15 protein-coding genes are annotated in these 14229 nt (G+C 67.0%); 13 read left to right on the plus strand and 2 right to left on the minus strand.

Going from position 1 to position 14229, the window contains the following annotated elements:
• Nucleotides 1-123 precede the first annotated feature (123 nt).
• The 3 genes from rph to hemW are packed head-to-tail and all read left to right on the plus strand — an operon-like array spanning nt 124 to nt 2689.
• Entirely contained in the window at nt 124-840 is a 717-nt protein-coding gene (rph, locus tag AC1DRP_RS04890; RefSeq protein WP_069877955.1) for a ribonuclease PH, read from the plus strand.
• A gap of 2 nt (nt 841-842) precedes the next feature.
• The gene (gene rdgB, locus AC1DRP_RS04895) at nt 843-1490 is read left to right on the plus strand and encodes an RdgB/HAM1 family non-canonical purine NTP pyrophosphatase (RefSeq protein ID WP_476767924.1); all 648 of its coding nucleotides are present in this window, start codon (nt 843-845) and stop codon (nt 1488-1490) included.
• A complete protein-coding gene (gene hemW, locus AC1DRP_RS04900; protein WP_476767925.1) occupies nt 1487-2689 on the plus strand; it encodes a radical SAM family heme chaperone HemW in 1203 nt (400 codons plus the stop codon). The genes rdgB and hemW overlap by 4 nt, the downstream gene beginning before the upstream one ends.
• Before the next feature lie 101 nt (nt 2690-2790).
• Here hemW and AC1DRP_RS04905 read toward each other — a convergent pair whose 3' ends face one another.
• Entirely contained in the window at nt 2791-4002 is a 1212-nt protein-coding gene (locus AC1DRP_RS04905; RefSeq protein ID WP_441506312.1) for a penicillin-binding protein activator, read from the minus strand.
• 194 nt (nt 4003-4196) lie between these two features.
• On the opposite strand from AC1DRP_RS04905, the gene rsmI reads away from it, so the two are divergent.
• The 3 genes from rsmI to gshB all read left to right on the plus strand — a co-directional run bounded on the left by rsmI (nt 4197) and on the right by gshB (nt 6530).
• Nucleotides 4197-5132 (plus strand): 16S rRNA (cytidine(1402)-2'-O)-methyltransferase, encoded by a 936-nt coding sequence (gene rsmI, locus AC1DRP_RS04910; protein WP_441490441.1) that lies wholly within the window; start codon nt 4197-4199, stop codon nt 5130-5132.
• Nucleotides 5129-5509 (plus strand): YraN family protein, encoded by a 381-nt coding sequence (locus AC1DRP_RS04915; protein WP_069877958.1) that lies wholly within the window; start codon nt 5129-5131, stop codon nt 5507-5509. Before rsmI ends, AC1DRP_RS04915 begins: the two co-directional genes overlap by 4 nt.
• A 70-nt stretch (nt 5510-5579) precedes the next feature.
• The gene (gshB, locus tag AC1DRP_RS04920) at nt 5580-6530 is read left to right on the plus strand and encodes a glutathione synthase (protein ID WP_476767926.1); all 951 of its coding nucleotides are present in this window, start codon (nt 5580-5582) and stop codon (nt 6528-6530) included.
• A gap of 67 nt (nt 6531-6597) precedes the next feature.
• On the opposite strand, the gene AC1DRP_RS04925 is transcribed toward gshB, so the two are convergent.
• A complete protein-coding gene (locus AC1DRP_RS04925) occupies nt 6598-7386 on the minus strand; it encodes a HesA/MoeB/ThiF family protein (protein WP_113518359.1) in 789 nt (262 codons plus the stop codon).
• Nucleotides 7387-7546: 160 nt separating this feature from the next.
• On the opposite strand from AC1DRP_RS04925, the gene AC1DRP_RS04930 reads away from it, so the two are divergent.
• From AC1DRP_RS04930 to AC1DRP_RS04960, 7 genes are all read left to right on the plus strand, one after another.
• Entirely contained in the window at nt 7547-8548 is a 1002-nt protein-coding gene (locus AC1DRP_RS04930; RefSeq protein WP_476767927.1) for a BMP family lipoprotein, read from the plus strand.
• A 61-nt stretch (nt 8549-8609) separates the two neighbouring features.
• A complete protein-coding gene (locus tag AC1DRP_RS04935) occupies nt 8610-9347 on the plus strand; it encodes an MBL fold metallo-hydrolase (RefSeq protein ID WP_441490444.1) in 738 nt (245 codons plus the stop codon).
• On the plus strand, nt 9344-10870 hold the full coding sequence (locus AC1DRP_RS04940) for an ABC transporter ATP-binding protein (RefSeq protein ID WP_476767928.1): 1527 nt from the start codon (nt 9344-9346) through the stop codon (nt 10868-10870). The genes AC1DRP_RS04935 and AC1DRP_RS04940 overlap by 4 nt, the downstream gene beginning before the upstream one ends.
• On the plus strand, nt 10867-11967 hold the full coding sequence (locus AC1DRP_RS04945; protein ID WP_441490446.1) for an ABC transporter permease: 1101 nt from the start codon (nt 10867-10869) through the stop codon (nt 11965-11967). Before AC1DRP_RS04940 ends, AC1DRP_RS04945 begins: the two co-directional genes overlap by 4 nt.
• Nucleotides 11968-11969: 2 nt before the next feature.
• Complete coding sequence (locus tag AC1DRP_RS04950) at nt 11970-12944, plus strand: ABC transporter permease (protein WP_441480867.1); 975 nt, start codon at nt 11970-11972, stop codon at nt 12942-12944.
• A complete protein-coding gene (locus AC1DRP_RS04955; protein ID WP_441490447.1) occupies nt 12944-13357 on the plus strand; it encodes a cytidine deaminase in 414 nt (137 codons plus the stop codon). Before AC1DRP_RS04950 ends, AC1DRP_RS04955 begins: the two co-directional genes overlap by 1 nt.
• A 57-nt stretch (nt 13358-13414) precedes the next feature.
• On the plus strand, nt 13415-14227 hold the full coding sequence (locus tag AC1DRP_RS04960) for a purine-nucleoside phosphorylase (protein WP_476767929.1): 813 nt from the start codon (nt 13415-13417) through the stop codon (nt 14225-14227).
• Nucleotides 14228-14229: the final 2 nt, after the last annotated feature.

Consider the following 14229-nt stretch of genomic DNA (forward strand, 5'->3'; position numbering starts at 1 on the left):
TGCACATAGGCTATTGTCCCTTCGGCGCGGCAGCGGATCAAGAGGCAAGCGCTGGCTGCTAGCCTTGCCGCGCCCGGCCCAAACGCCTACAAGCCGCCGAACTCACGAAATCGGGATGTGAACATGCGACCCTCCAAACGCGCGGCCGACGAGATGCGCAAGGTCACGCTGGAACGCGGCGTGGTGCGCTATGCGGAAGGTTCCTGCATGGTCAGCTTCGGCGAGACCAAGGTGCTCTGCGCCGCGACGGTCGAGGAAAAGGGTCCACCATGGCTGCGTGGCACCGGCAAGGGCTGGGTCACGGCCGAGTACTCAATGCTGCCGCGTGCCACGCATGAACGCACACGCCGCGAGGTCACCTCCGGCAAGCCATCGGGCCGCACGCAGGAAATCCAGCGCCTGGTCGGGCGCTCGCTTCGCGCGGTCGTCGACCTGACCGCCATCGGCGAGCGCCAGATCGTGGTCGATTGCGACGTCCTCCAGGCTGATGGCGGCACGCGCACGGCCTCGATCACCGGCGCCTGGGTCGCGCTGCACGACGCGCTGAAATGGATGGAGGGGCGCGGCATGCTCAAGGCATCGAACCCGCTCAAGGATCATGTCGCCGCGATTTCCTGCGGTATCGTCGCCGGCAACCCGGTCATCGATCTCGACTATGTCGAGGATTCCGGCGCGCAGACCGACGCGAACTTCGTCATCACCGGAACAGGCGGCCTGGTCGAAGTGCAGGGCACTGCCGAAGGCGCTCCCTTCTCGGAGGATGAGCTGATGGCCCTGCTCCGGCTCGCCAAGGGCGGCGTCAGCAAGCTGGTCGCGCTGCAGAAGGCGGCGGTGGCCTGATCATGAGCGGACATCGGCTTCTCCAAGGCAAGGTCGTGATTGCGACCCATAACCAGGGCAAGCTGCGCGAAATGCGCGAGCTGATGGCGCCCTATGGCGTCGATCTGGTCTCGGCCGGGGAACTCGGCCTGCCCGAGCCCGAGGAGAATGGCCACATGTTCTCGGAGAATGCCGCGATCAAGGCGGTGGCCTCCGCGCAAGCGAGCGGCCTGCCGGCGATCGCCGATGATTCCGGCCTGTGCATCGATGCGCTCGACGGCGCCCCTGGCCTGTTCTCCGCCAACTGGGCCGGGCCGGGCAAGAACTTTGCCCCGGCGCTCGCCCGCGTCCAGGCCGAGCTCGCCAAGCGCGGCRCAACGACCTCCGACAAGCGTCGGGGTCATTTCGTCTCCGCGCTGGTCATYGCCTGGCCGGACGGACACCAGGAGCTCTTCGAAGGCCGCGTCTACGGCGAGATCATCCATGAGCCGCGCGGCCCTTCAGGCTTCGGTTACGATCCGATTTTCAAGCCGGACGGCCGCACCAAGACCTTTGGCGAAATGTCTTCCGATGAAAAGCACGGCGTGCCGGATGATGGTTCGGAGGCGCTGTCGCATCGCGCCCGCGCCTTCCAGCTCCTCGCCGCAGCCTGCCTGAGGCTGCCCCAGTGAACGCGCCAGCCGCCATCGCCGAGCGTCAGGCGGTCGCGCCGCATCCGACCGCGGATGCCGGTTTCGCGGCCTATGTGCATTGGCCATTCTGCCTGGCCAAGTGCCCCTATTGCGACTTCAACTCGCATGTGCGGCATACGCCGCCCGACCAGCAGCGCTTCATCGAAGCCTTCAGGCGCGAAATCGCGCACCGCGCCCAGCTAGCGCCCGGACGCACCGTCTCCTCGATCTTCTTCGGCGGCGGCACGCCCTCGCTGATGGAGGGCCGCACGGTCGGCGCAATCCTCGACGCGATCGGCGGCGCCTGGGCGGTCGACCCGAATTGCGAAGTCTCGCTCGAAGCAAACCCGACCAGCGTCGAGGCAGGACGCTTCCAGGATTTCCGCGCCGCCGGCGTCAACCGCGTCTCGCTCGGTGTGCAGGCGTTGAACGACGCCGACCTCAAGGCGCTGGGCCGGATGCACTCGACACAGGAAGCGCTCGATGCGGTGGCGATCGCGCGGCGCTATTTCGAGCGCTACTCCTTCGACCTGATCTACGCCCGCTCCGTCGAGCAGACTCCCGCGCTCTGGCGCGAGGAACTCGAACTCGCGATCAGCCATGCTGCCGAGCATCTCTCGCTCTACCAGCTCACCATCGAGCCCGACACCGCCTTCGCGGCCCTGTACAAGGCCGGCAAGTTGAAGGTGCCGGATTATGAGGTCGGCGCCGCACTCTACGAGACGACGCAGGAGATCACGGCAAAGCACGGCCTGCCGGTCTACGAGATCTCGAACCATGCCAGGCCGGGCGCTGAATGCCGGCACAATCTCGTTTACTGGCGCTATGGCGAATATGCCGGCATTGGCCCCGGTGCGCATGGAAGGCTGGTCACAGCAGAGGGCCGGATGGCGCAATCGACCGAGAAGCGACCGGAAGTCTGGCTCGAGCGCGTCGAGGCCGAAGGGCATGCGCTGGTCGAGAACGAGTGCCTGAACGCCGAGGCGCAAGGCGACGAATATCTGCTGATGGGCCTGCGACTGGTCGAGGGCATCGATCCGGTCACGTTCAGGGCGCTTTCAGGGCGCGAACTGAAGTCTTCCCGCGTCGACAGCCTGATGAAGGAGGGGCTGCTGACACGCAAGCCCGGCGGCAAGCTCGCCGCGACACCGGACGGGGCGCTGGTCCTGGACGCGTTGGTGGCGGATCTGGCGGCCTAGACCTGCCGCCCCCATGCCCGGCCTCGCGCCGGGCATCATTCTGTTTCTGGAACCGAGGATCTGCGCGTCGCAGCGCCCGGAAACCGCGCGCGGGGGCCCTGTTACGTCCTCGGCCCAAGGTCTCGCGGCGCGGCATTGACCGTCACGATCTGGCCGTTGCGCAGTTCGAGAACCGCAAGCCCGCGCTCGATCTGCCCATCCGGGCGGAAACGGAAGACGCCGTCCGCACCGGCAAAGCCCTGCGGGTTGGTCAGAACCGACTCGGAGAAACGCTGGCTTCCCTGCGTCCGCGCCAACGCCGCTGCCAGCGAGACCGCATCATAGGCCAGAGTCGCGGTGCGGGTCGGCGCGCCGTTGAAGCGCTGCTGATAACGGCCCGCAAAGGCATTGAAACCGGCTGTGTCGGGCGATGCGAACCAGCCTCCCTGGATCGCCGGAACGCGCGCGACGCTGGCATCGTTCCAGACACCGGTGCCGAGAGGCTTCACCTTGGCCGGATCGAACCCGGCTTGCTGAAGTGCCAGTCCCAGCGCCGGCATGGTGTCGGCTGCGGCCGGGACGAAGAGCGCGTCCGCCTGCTGCAAGGCCGGCACGAGGCGCTGGACAGCGGTGCGCATGCTGTTCTGGTCGGAGCCGAAACGCTCGATGATGACCGCCCGCGCCCCGCGATTGGCGACGGCCTGCTGGAACGCGGCCTCGACGACCCGGCCATAGGCGGTATCCGGAACCAGCGCGGCAAAGGACTTGCGCCCCTGCGAAGAGGCGTAGGCGATCACGCGATTGACGTCGTTCTCGGGCGGGAAGGAGAGCAGATAGACGCCGCGCGAAGCGACATTGCTATCGCTGGAGAAAGCCATGATCGGGCGGTTGGCGCCGCGCGCCACTTGAGCGGCAGCCTGCACCGAGGGTGCAAAGAGCGGCCCGATGATCAGTTCAGCACCTTCACGCAGCGCTTCCTGAGCCGCGGCCTGAGCGCCTTCCGGCGACCCGCGATCATCCTTGACCAGCAGCGTGAGGTCGGCGCCCGGGAATTCGGCAAGCGCCATCTCGGCAGCGTTCTTCAGGGAGTTGCCGACGACCGCGCCCTGCCCTTCCGCAGTCAGGGGAAGCACGAGGCCGACTTTGACCTTGCCGGTGCCGATGGTCTGGCCGGTGGGCGCCTGAGCCTCGCCGCCCGGGGCCGCGGAACCGCCGTCAAAACCTGGCAGACCGGACGTACCGCCGCTGCAGGCCGCGAGCCCAAGCGAAACACCGAGGGCCAGAGCCGCCAGACGCAACCTCGAGACCGGAAGGGGGAGCCGTTGGAGCAGCACGGGATCATCTCCAGTCGAGAACGGGGAACGCGGTCATTGCGACCGTATCCAGCTTGCAGTCCCCCGACCGTGGAGAACTCCTGCCAGTGCGACATGGTATTTTCAAGTTGTTAACTCTGTCTTGCCGCATTTGAAACGAGGCGCAGCTGCATGCGGCCGTGGCATAAGGACCKCGGCTGTGGCAGCTTGCGGACATGTCCGCTCCGTCCTCCGCCCCGCCTGCCTCTGCCCCGCGTGCATCGCAGCGCGCCCCCAGCTACACGGCCTTCGGGCTCCGCGCCGAAGCGGAGACGCTGGCGCCGGGCCTGCACATCGTCGCAACCCCGATCGGCAATCTGCGCGACATATCGTTTCGCGCCCTGGCGACGCTTGCCGCCGCCGATGCCGTGCTCGCCGAGGACACGCGCACCAGCAAGACGCTGCTGGCACATTACGGAATCTCGACACCGCTCCTGCCCTATCACGAGCACAATGCCGCGCAGATGCGGCCGAAGATCCTGGCCAAGCTGCGGGAGGGCGGGCGGCTTGCCCTGATCTCCGACGCGGGCACGCCGCTGGTGTCGGACCCCGGCTACAAGCTGGTCGCCGATGTCGTCGCCGAAGGCCTGCCGGTCACCGGCATTCCCGGCCCCTCAGCCGTTCTGGCGGCGCTGGTGCTTGCCGGCCTGCCGACAGACCGGTTCTTCTTCGAAGGTTTCCTGCCGCCGAAATCGGCCGCGCGGCGCGGGCGACTGACCGAGCTGGCGGTCATTCCAGGCACCCTCGTCTTCTTCGAATCGCCGCGCCGCCTCGCCGAGATGCTCGCCGATGCCGGCGCAGTGCTGGGCGCAAGGCCGGCAGCGGTCGCCCGCGAACTGACCAAGTACCACGAAACCGTACAACGCGGGACGCTTGCTGAACTCGCCGCCCATTACGGCGAGGAGGAAGAAGCACGCGGCGAGATCGTCGTGATCATCGGTCCACCCGGAGCCGAGGCTCTGCTTCCAGCGGGAGATGTCATCGATGAGCGCCTGCGCGAGGCCATGGCGCGGCTCTCGCTCAAGGAGGCGGTCGCGCAGGTCGCCGCCGAGACGGGGCAGCCGCGCCGCAAGATTTATGCGCGCGCCCTCGAACTGACCCGCGAGCCTTGAGAGCCAGGGCTCGCAGCCAGAAGGCCAGACGAGCCGGAACGACCGGCCAGCGCGGCGAGCTGCTGGCGATCCTCTGGCTTGCCGCGAAGGGTTACCGGCCCCTCGCCCGGCGCTTCGGCGGCAAGGGCGGCGAGATCGACCTCATCGTGAAGCGCGGACGCACCATCGCCTTCGTCGAGGTCAAGGCCCGGGGCCTGCTCGACGATGCGCTGACCGCGATCACTCCGGAGAAACGCCGGCTGATCGAGGCCCGCATCCGGCAATGGCTCTCGCGCAATGCCTGGGCGATGGACCATCATTTGCGAGCCGATGCCGTCTTCGTCGCGCCCTGGCGTCGGCCGCGCCATGTGCCCGGCGCCTTCGAGCTGATCCTGTGACGCGCAGCCTGCCCCTTGCACAGGCATGGGGCCTGGGCCGATATGAGGCCGCGCAACAGGAACCTTGCCCATGACCCTTGCCGTCGCCATCCAGATGGACCCCATCGAACGCGTCAGGATCGCCGGCGATACCGGCTTCGCCTTGATGCTGGAGGCGCAGCGGCGCGGACACACGCTCCACACCTATACGCCGGACCAGCTTTCGATGCGGGACGGCAAGGTCACCGCGCCGATCAGGCCGGTCGAAGTGCGTGACGTCGACGGAGATCACTTCACCCTCGGAACCGAGGAACGCACCAATCTCTCGACGCTCGATGTCGTGCTGCTGCGGCAGGACCCGCCGTTCGACATGGCCTACATCACCTCCACGCATATGCTGGAGCGCATCCATCCGAAGACGCTGGTCGTCAACGATCCCGCGCAGGTACGCAACGCGCCCGAGAAGATCCTGGTCACGCATTTCCCCGAACTGATGCCGCCGACCCTGATCACCCGCGACAGGGCCGAGATCGAAGCATTTCGCGAAGAGTTCGGCGAGATCGTGATGAAGCCGCTTTACGGCCATGGCGGCGCGACCGTGTTCAAGACCGGGAAGGGCGACCCCAATTTCGGCTCGCTGTTCGATCTCTTCTCCGGGATCTTCAAGGAGGCCTGGGTGGTCCAGCGCTTCATGAAGGAGGTCAGCGCCGGCGACAAACGCATCCTGCTGGTGGACGGCAAGGCGGCAGGCGCGGTCAACCGGGTCCCGGCCRATGGTGACCTGCGCGCCAATATGGTGCGCGGCGGCGCCGCCGCTCCGACGGATCTCTCCAAGCGCGAGCTCGAGATCTGCGAGGCGATTGGTCCGACGCTGCGCGAGCGAGGCCTGATCCTGGTGGGAATCGACGTGATCGGCAACTACCTGACCGAGATCAACGTCACGGCGCCGACGGGCGTGCGCGCCGTCAAGAAGCTGGGCGGGCCCGATATCGCCGCCCAGGTCTGGGACGCGATCGAGGCGAAGGTGAGAAGCCGAGGCTAGGGCCCCCACCGCATCGGGTCAGGCTCCGGCCTGTCCCGGCCGACAGCGCAGCATCGGGGCTGAAGGCTCAGGCGCTCCTGGCGACCGCCGTCCCGTTCAACGGATTGGCGGCATCCCAGTCGTAGCGCATCGTATCGAAGCGCATCGTCATCGCGTCGACGAGCAGGAGCTTGCCGACCAGCGGCTCCCCGAAGCCGGTGATTGCGCGAATCACCTCCAGCGCCATCAGCGAGCCCATCACGCCGGCGAGCGCGCCAAGCACACCGGCTTCGGCACAGGGTGCGACCGTGCCAGGCGGCGGCGGATTGGGAAAGAGGCAGCGATAGGTCGGGTTCGGCCGCCCGTCCGGCCGCTTCTCATGCGGGCGCAGCGTGGTCAGCGACCCATCGAAGCGGCCAAGGGCCGCGGTGACCAGCGGCTTCTTCTCGTAGAAGCAGGCATCGGCGACGGCGTAACGCGTCTCGAAATTGTCGGTGCCGTCGGCGATCACGTCGTAGAAGGCAACCATGGCGCGGGCGTTGTGCGGGTCGATGCGGGTGACATGCTCCTCGACCGCGACATGCGGGTTGAGCCGCTTGATGAAGCCGGCAGCCGCAACCGCCTTGTTCGCGCCGAGGTCGGCAGTGCTGAAGATGGTCTGGCGCTGCAGGTTGGAAAGCGAGACATGATCGGCGTCGACGATACCGATCATGCCGACACCCGCGGCGGCAAGATACTGGATCAGCGGCGCGCCAAGCCCGCCCGCGCCGATCACGAGTACGCTGGTGGATTTGAGTTTGGCCTGCCCCGGACCGCCGATCTCCGGCAGCACCAGATGGCGCGCATAGCGTTCGATCTCGTCACCGTGCAGGCTCATGCATCAGAGTTAAGCCGAACCGCTGGATTGGGCAATCGTGGCGTTGGCGGGGCCAAGGGAAATGGCCTGCAGCCCGGCTTGGCCGGGCGAGGAAGCCGTGCCATCGTGCGCACAGGCAGGGGCGGAGAAACCGCGCCGCGCGTTCACAGGGGAAGCACATATGCGGGTCAGATCTCTTGCGCTGGCGCTAGCGGGCGTCGCCTTTTCGGCTCTCGCCGCCATGGCGCAAACCGCAATCAAGCCGGCGGTCGTTTATGACAAGGGCGGCAAATTCGACAAATCCTTCAACGAAGCCGCCTTCATCGGCGCCGAGAAATTCAAGAAGGAAACCGGTGTCGAGTTCCGCGATTTCGAGCCGACCAACGAGGCGCAGATCGAGCAGGCCCTGCGGCGCTTCGCACGCGACGGCCATTCCCCGATCATCGCGGTCGGCTTCAGCCAGGCGACCGCCCTGCAAAAGGTGGCAGCCGAATTCCCCGACCTGAAATTCACGATCATCGACATGGTTGTCGACCTGCCGAACGTACAGTCGGTCGTGTTCAAGGAGCATGAGGGCTCCTATCTCGTCGGCCTGCTCGCCGGGATGGCATCCAAGAGCGGCAAGGTCGGGTTCGTCGGCGGCATGRATATCCCGCTGATCCGGAAATTCGCCTGCGGCTATGTCCAGGGCGTCAAGGCGGCGAAGAAGGATGGCGAGGTCTTCCAGAACATGACGGGCTCGACGCCCTCCGCCTGGAACGACCCGGTGAAGGGCGGCGAGCTTGCCAAGTCGCAGATCGACCGCGGCGCCGACGTGATCTACCACGCAGCCGGCGGCACCGGCATCGGCGTGCTGCGCGCGGCGGCGGATGCCGGCAAGCTCGGCATCGGCGTCGATTCCAACCAGAACGCCCTGCAGCCGGGCAAGGTGCTGACCTCGATGCTGAAGCGCGTCGATGTCGCGACCTACGCCTCCTTCAAGGCGGCCCGCGAAGGCAGCTGGAAGCCGGGCATCTCCGTGCTCGGGCTGAAGGAGGACGGCGTCGCCTGGGCGCTCGACGATGCCAACCGGGCCTTGATCACGCCCGAGATGAAAGCCGCCGCCGACAAGGCGCGCGATGACATCATCGCCGGCACGGTGAAGGTGCACGACTATATGTCGGACTCTAAGTGCACGATGTGAGGAACGGGCGCATGCCGCCCTCTCCTTCTCGGGGAGGGCGGCGCTTTGGGGCCGCATCCGGATGAAGATCACCATTCTTGGCTCCGGCGACGCCTTCGGATCGGGCGGGCGTTTCAACACCTGCCTGCTCGTCGAGGCCGTCGGCGAGCGCATGTTGCTCGACTGCGGCTCGTCGAGCATGGTCGCGCTGAACAAGGCGGACGTCGCCCGCAATCCGATCTCGAGCCTGCTGTTCACGCATTTCCACGGCGACCATTTCGGCGCGCTGCCGGCCTTTCTGCTCGATGCGCAATTCGTCTCGCGCCGGAACGAGCCCCTGACCATCGCAGGGCCGGCCGGCATCGAACACCGAGCGTGGCATGCGCTGGAGGCCGATTTCCCCGGCGCCTCGGCCAATCCCTGGCGCTTCCCGATCCGTTTCGTCGAGGTGACGCCGGAAGCACCGGCAATGTTGGCCGGGCTCGCGATCACCGCCTTCCCGATGGTGCATGACGAGCGCGCCGGCCCTTGCCAGGGCTATCGACTGGCACGCGACGGCAAGGTCTTTGCCTTTTCCGGCGATACGGCCTGGAGCGATGAGCTGATCTCCTTGGCCGCCGGAGCCGATGTGCTGCTTGTCGAGTGCTACAATTACGACCGGCCGCTGGCCAACCATCTCGACTACAAGACACTCGCGGCACGGCGCGGCGATCTCGCGACCCCGCGCATCGTGCTGACCCATATGGGGCCGGGCATGCTCGCCCATGACGGCCCGTTGCCGGAAGAGCGGGCCCATGACGGCATGGTGATCGTGCCATGAGCGTTCCCGCCATCGAACTGATCGCGATCAGCAAGCGCTTCGGCCCGGTCCTGGCCAACAAGGACGTCTCGCTTTCCATCGCCGCCGGCTCAATCCACGGCATCGTCGGCGAAAACGGAGCCGGCAAATCGACGCTGATGTCGATCCTCTACGGTTTCTATGAGGCCGATTCCGGCGAGATCAGGGTCGCAGGCCAGCCCTTGCGTATTCGCAGACCGGCGGACGCGATCACGGCCGGCATCGGCATGGTCCATCAGCATTTCATGCTGGTCGAACCACTCAGCGTCGTCGAGAACGTCGTGCTCGGCGCGGAGGGCGGCAAGCTGCTCAAGGGCGGCATCGCCAGGGCACGGGCCGAGCTTGCGCGCCTCTCCCGGGATTATGGCCTCGCCATCGACCCGGACGCCATCGTCGGCGATCTCTCCGTCGGCTTTCAGCAGCGCGTCGAAATCCTGAAGGCGCTCTATCGCGGCGCCGAGATCCTGATCCTCGACGAACCCACCGCCGTGCTGACCCCATCGGAAGCCGACCAGCTCTTTGCGCTGCTGCGATCACTGAAGGCGCAGGGCAAGACGGTGATCCTGATCACCCACAAACTGCGCGAGGTCATGGATGTGACCGACACCGTCTCGGTGATGCGTCGGGGTGAGATGATCGCGCATGTCGAAACCGCCCGGACCTCGCCTCCCGAGCTTGCCGAAGCGATGGTCGGACGGCGCGTGCTGCTGCGGGTGGAGAAGACGGAGCATCCGCGCGGGGCCCCCGTTCTGGAGGCTGCCGGCCTCGGTTTCTATGACGAGCGTGGTTGCGAGAAGCTCAGCGATGTCAGCCTGACGCTGCATGCCGGCGAGATCGTCGGCATCGCCGGCGTCGCCGGCAATGGCCAGAGCGAATTGCTCGAGGTGCTTGCCGGCCTGCTCCAGCCCTCGCGCGGCGTCATCCGGCTCGACGGCGAGATCCTCAACGCCGGCGACCGCACGCCCGCCAATCTGCGCGAACTCGGGGTGATGCATATTCCCGAGGACCGCCACAGGATGGGACTGGTCACCGCCTTTCCCGCGGCCGAGAACAGCATCCTCGGCTACCAGGACGACCCGGCCTTCGGACCAGGCCCCTTCCTCTCGCCGACCAGGATTGCAGCGCACGCGTTTGCCGGCATGACGGCCTATGATGTGCGCCCGGCAGACCCGTCCCTGAAGGCCGCGAAATTCTCGGGCGGCAATCAGCAGAAGATCGTGCTGGCCCGCGAGATCGAGCGCGCACCAAAGGTCCTGCTCGTCGGCCAGCCGACACGCGGCGTCGATATCGGTGCGATCGAGTTCATCCATCGCCGCCTGATTGCGCTGCGCGATGCCGGAGTGGCGATCCTGCTTGTTTCGGTCGAGCTCGAGGAGGTGATGGCGTTGTCCGACAGGATCCTGGCCATGTGCGGCGGCCGGGTCAYCGGCGAGCGAGCGGCCGAGGCCACCAATGAGCGCGATCTCGGCCTGCTGATGGCCGGTGTGAACCAGGAAGCCGCATGAGCGCCACGCCGATCGACCTGCCCCGCTGGGCCGATGCCGGGCTGGTTCCGCTGGTCAGCGTCACTGCGGCGCTCCTTGTCGCCGGACTGGTGGTGCTCGGCATCGGCGAGAGCCCCTTGGAAGCCACGGCCCTGCTTCTCAAGGGTGCCCTCGGCAGCATCGAGGGCTTGGGTTTCACGCTCTACTACACCACGAATTTCATCTTCACGGGCCTCGCCGTCGCCGTCGCCTTCCATGCCGGGCTGTTCAACATCGGCGGCGAGGGCCAGGCGACCGTCGCCGGCATCTTCCTCGCGCTGGCTTGCCTCTGGCTCGCGCCGCTGCCCGGCATCCTGCTCGTGCCGCTCGCCATCCTGGCGGGAGCGGCAGGAGGCGCGCTCTATGGTTTCATCCCCGGCTGGCTGCAGGCGACGCGCGGCAGCCACGTCGTCATCACCACGATCATGTTCAATTTCCTGGCGGCGACGCTGAGCGTCTATCTGCTCGTCAACGTGATGGGGAAACCTGGTTCGATGCAGGCCGAAACCCCGGAATTCGCCGGGCACGCCGTGTTGACGCCGATGCACCAGTTGCTCGCGCCGCTCGGGATCAAGCTGCCGGCGACCCCGCTCAACACCGCTTTCCTGCTCGCGCTCGCCGCGCTCGTCGCAATCTGGGCACTGATCTATCGCTCGCGCCTCGGTTACGCGATCCGCACCGTGGGCGCCAATCCACGCGCTGCCGCCTATGCCGGCATTTCGCCCGCCCGGATGACCATGGTCGCGATGGCGCTCTCCGGCGCCCTGGCTGGCGGGCTCGCGGTCAACGAGGCGATGGGTGTGCAGCACCGCCTCCTGATCGATTTCACGGCCGGCTACGGTTTCGTCGGCATCGCCGTCGGGTTGATGGGGCGCGGCCACCCGATCGGCGTCGCGCTCTCAGCCTTCCTGTTCGGCGTGCTCTATCAGGGCGGAGCGGAACTCTCCTTCGACAAGCCGACCATTACGCGGGACATGGTCGTCGTGATCGGCGGCGTGGTCATTCTCTTTGCCGGGGCGCTCGACGGGCTCTTTCGCAAGCTCGTCGCCAACGCCCTCCGACTCGGCCGGGTGGCCTAGCCATGGACTGGCTCACGACCATCGCCGTCATCCTCGATTCCACGATCCGACTGTCGATTCCGCTGCTCTGCGCGGCACTCGCCGGGCTATGGTCCGAACGCTCCGGCGTCGTCGATATCGGGCTGGAAGGGAAGATGCTGGTCGCGGCCTTCGCTTCGGCCGTCGCAGCCTTCGTGACCGGCTCCGCCTGGGCGGGGCTCGGCGCCGGCATCCTGGCCTCGGTCCTGCTCTCGCTCGTCCACGGCTTCGCAGCGATCACCTGGCGCGGCAACCAGATCGTCTCCGGCGTCGCCATCAACATGCTGGCGGCGGGCGTCACCGTGGTGCTCGGCAATGCCTGGTATGGACAGGGAGGACGGACCCCGCCGCTCGAAGGGGCAGCGCGCTTCGGCGATCTCACCCTTCCCTTCGCCAGGGCCATGCGCGAACACGTCCCCGTCCTCGGCCTTCTCTACGACGAGGTCATCTCCGGCCATGGGGCACCGGTCTATCTCGCCATCCTCGCGGTTCCGATCACCGCCTTCGTGCTGAAGCGCACACGCTTCGGCCTGCGGCTGCGCGCCGTCGGCGAGAACCCGGCAGCCGTCGATACCGCGGGCATCTCGGTCGCCGGGCTGCGCTATGGCGCGGTGGTGATCTGCGGCGTGCTTTGTGGGCTGGGCGGCACCTATCTCGCCGTTTCGCAATCGGCCGGTTTCCTGCCGCAAATGACGGCGGGAAAGGGCTTCATCGCGCTCGCCGCCGTGATCTTTGCGAATTGGCGTCCCTGGCCGGCGCTGGGGGCCTGCCTGCTCTTCGGGCTGCTCGATGCCATCGCGATCCGGCTGCAGGGCGTGCTGCTTCCTGGTATCGGACAGGTTCCCGTCCAGGCGATCCAGGCCCTGCCCTATCTTCTCACCGTCATCCTGCTTGCTGGTTTCATCGGCAAGGCCGTGCCACCGAAGGCCTCCGGCCTGCCCTATGTGAAGGAGCGTTGATGAGCGAGTCTGCGCCCAATTTCGACGCCCTCTTCGCCACGGCCAGGCGCGCGCAGATCCGGGCCTATGCGCCCTATTCCGCATTCCGGGTCGGCGCCGCCATCCTCGATGACAACGGCGCGATCCATTCCGGCTGCAATGTCGAGAACGCCTCCTATCCCGTCGGGCTCTGCGCCGAGGCCGGCGCCATCTCCGCGATGATCGCGGCGGGCGGACGGGCGATCCATGCCGTTCTGGTCCTTGGCGACGGCGAGGAGCTGGTCACCCCGTGCGGTGCCTGCCGTCAGCGCATTCGCGAGTTCGCTGCCCCGGAAACACCCATCGCGATTGCGGGCCCCGATGGCGTGCGTGCCCGGTTTTCGCTCGCGGAGCTGTTGCCAGCCTCGTTCGGACCGGCCAATTTGCGCACCTGATTTGCGCAGGCCCGCGCGCATCCGTGCGCAGGCCGACCCCGATACCGAGGCATTGGAATGGCGGCTGACCCGAGTTTCGACAAGGCAGCGGGAACGCTGATCGACCGCGGCGTCGACGGTGGGATCGACTGCGCCTTCGTACTCGGCACCGGGCTCGGCCGCATCGTCGACGATGTGGTCGACCCGGTCGTCATTCCGTTCGCGGAGATCCCGGGATTCCCGCAGGGCCATGTCTCGGGCCATGCCCGCGCCGTCTGCTATGGCACGCTGCACGGCAAGCGCGTCCTGATCTTCCAGGGGCGGGCGCATTTCTACGAAACCGGAGATCCTGCGGTGATGCGCGTGCCGATCGGCATGCTGACAGCCTTCGGCTCGCCGCCACTGGTCCTGACCAATGCATCGGGCTCGCTGAAGCCGGACCTGCGGCCCGGCGGCCTCGCCCTGATTACCGACCACATCAATCTCAACGCGCCGAACCCGCTGATCGGCGATACCGGCGATGGGCGTTTCGTGCCGATGGTCGATGCCTATGATCCGCATCTGCGGGCACGCCTGAAGAAGGCGGCGGCCGCTTCAGGGGTCAATATGGGCGAAGGCGTCTATATGTGGTTCTCGGGGCCGAGCTTCGAGACGCCAGCCGAGATCAGGATGGCGAAGATGCTCGGCGCCGATCTCGTCGGCATGTCGACCGTGCCGGAGGTCATCATCGCGCGCCGGCATGGCGTTCGCGTCGCCGGTATCTCGGTGATCACCAATATGGGCGCGGGTATTCTTGGCGGCGCGCCGAGCCACGGGGAGACCCGTGACGTTGCGGCGGCCGCGTCGACGGGCCTGCGCCGCCTGTTCCGCTCTTTCCTGGCGGAGCTCTAGAG

The sequence above is a fragment of the Allobosea sp. 01N443 genome, assembly GCF_056399325.1.

Bases quoted from the DNA above. Each gene is read 5' to 3' on its own strand.
- AC1DRP_RS04935 (WP_441490444.1), top strand. From the start codon at position 8,610: ATGAAGATCACCATTCTTGGCTCCGGCGACGCCTTCGGATCGGGCGGG.
- rsmI (WP_441490441.1), top strand. From the start codon at position 4,197: ATGTCCGCTCCGTCCTCCGCCCCGCCTGCCTCTGCCCCGCGTGCATCG.
- AC1DRP_RS04960 (WP_476767929.1), top strand. From the start codon at position 13,415: ATGGCGGCTGACCCGAGTTTCGACAAGGCAGCGGGAACGCTGATCGAC.
- rph (WP_069877955.1), top strand. From the start codon at position 124: ATGCGACCCTCCAAACGCGCGGCCGACGAGATGCGCAAGGTCACGCTG.
- AC1DRP_RS04950 (WP_441480867.1), top strand. From the start codon at position 11,970: ATGGACTGGCTCACGACCATCGCCGTCATCCTCGATTCCACGATCCGA.
- AC1DRP_RS04955 (WP_441490447.1), top strand. From the start codon at position 12,944: ATGAGCGAGTCTGCGCCCAATTTCGACGCCCTCTTCGCCACGGCCAGG.
- AC1DRP_RS04925 (WP_113518359.1), bottom strand. From the start codon at position 7,386: ATGAGCCTGCACGGTGACGAGATCGAACGCTATGCGCGCCATCTGGTG.
- AC1DRP_RS04945 (WP_441490446.1), top strand. From the start codon at position 10,867: ATGAGCGCCACGCCGATCGACCTGCCCCGCTGGGCCGATGCCGGGCTG.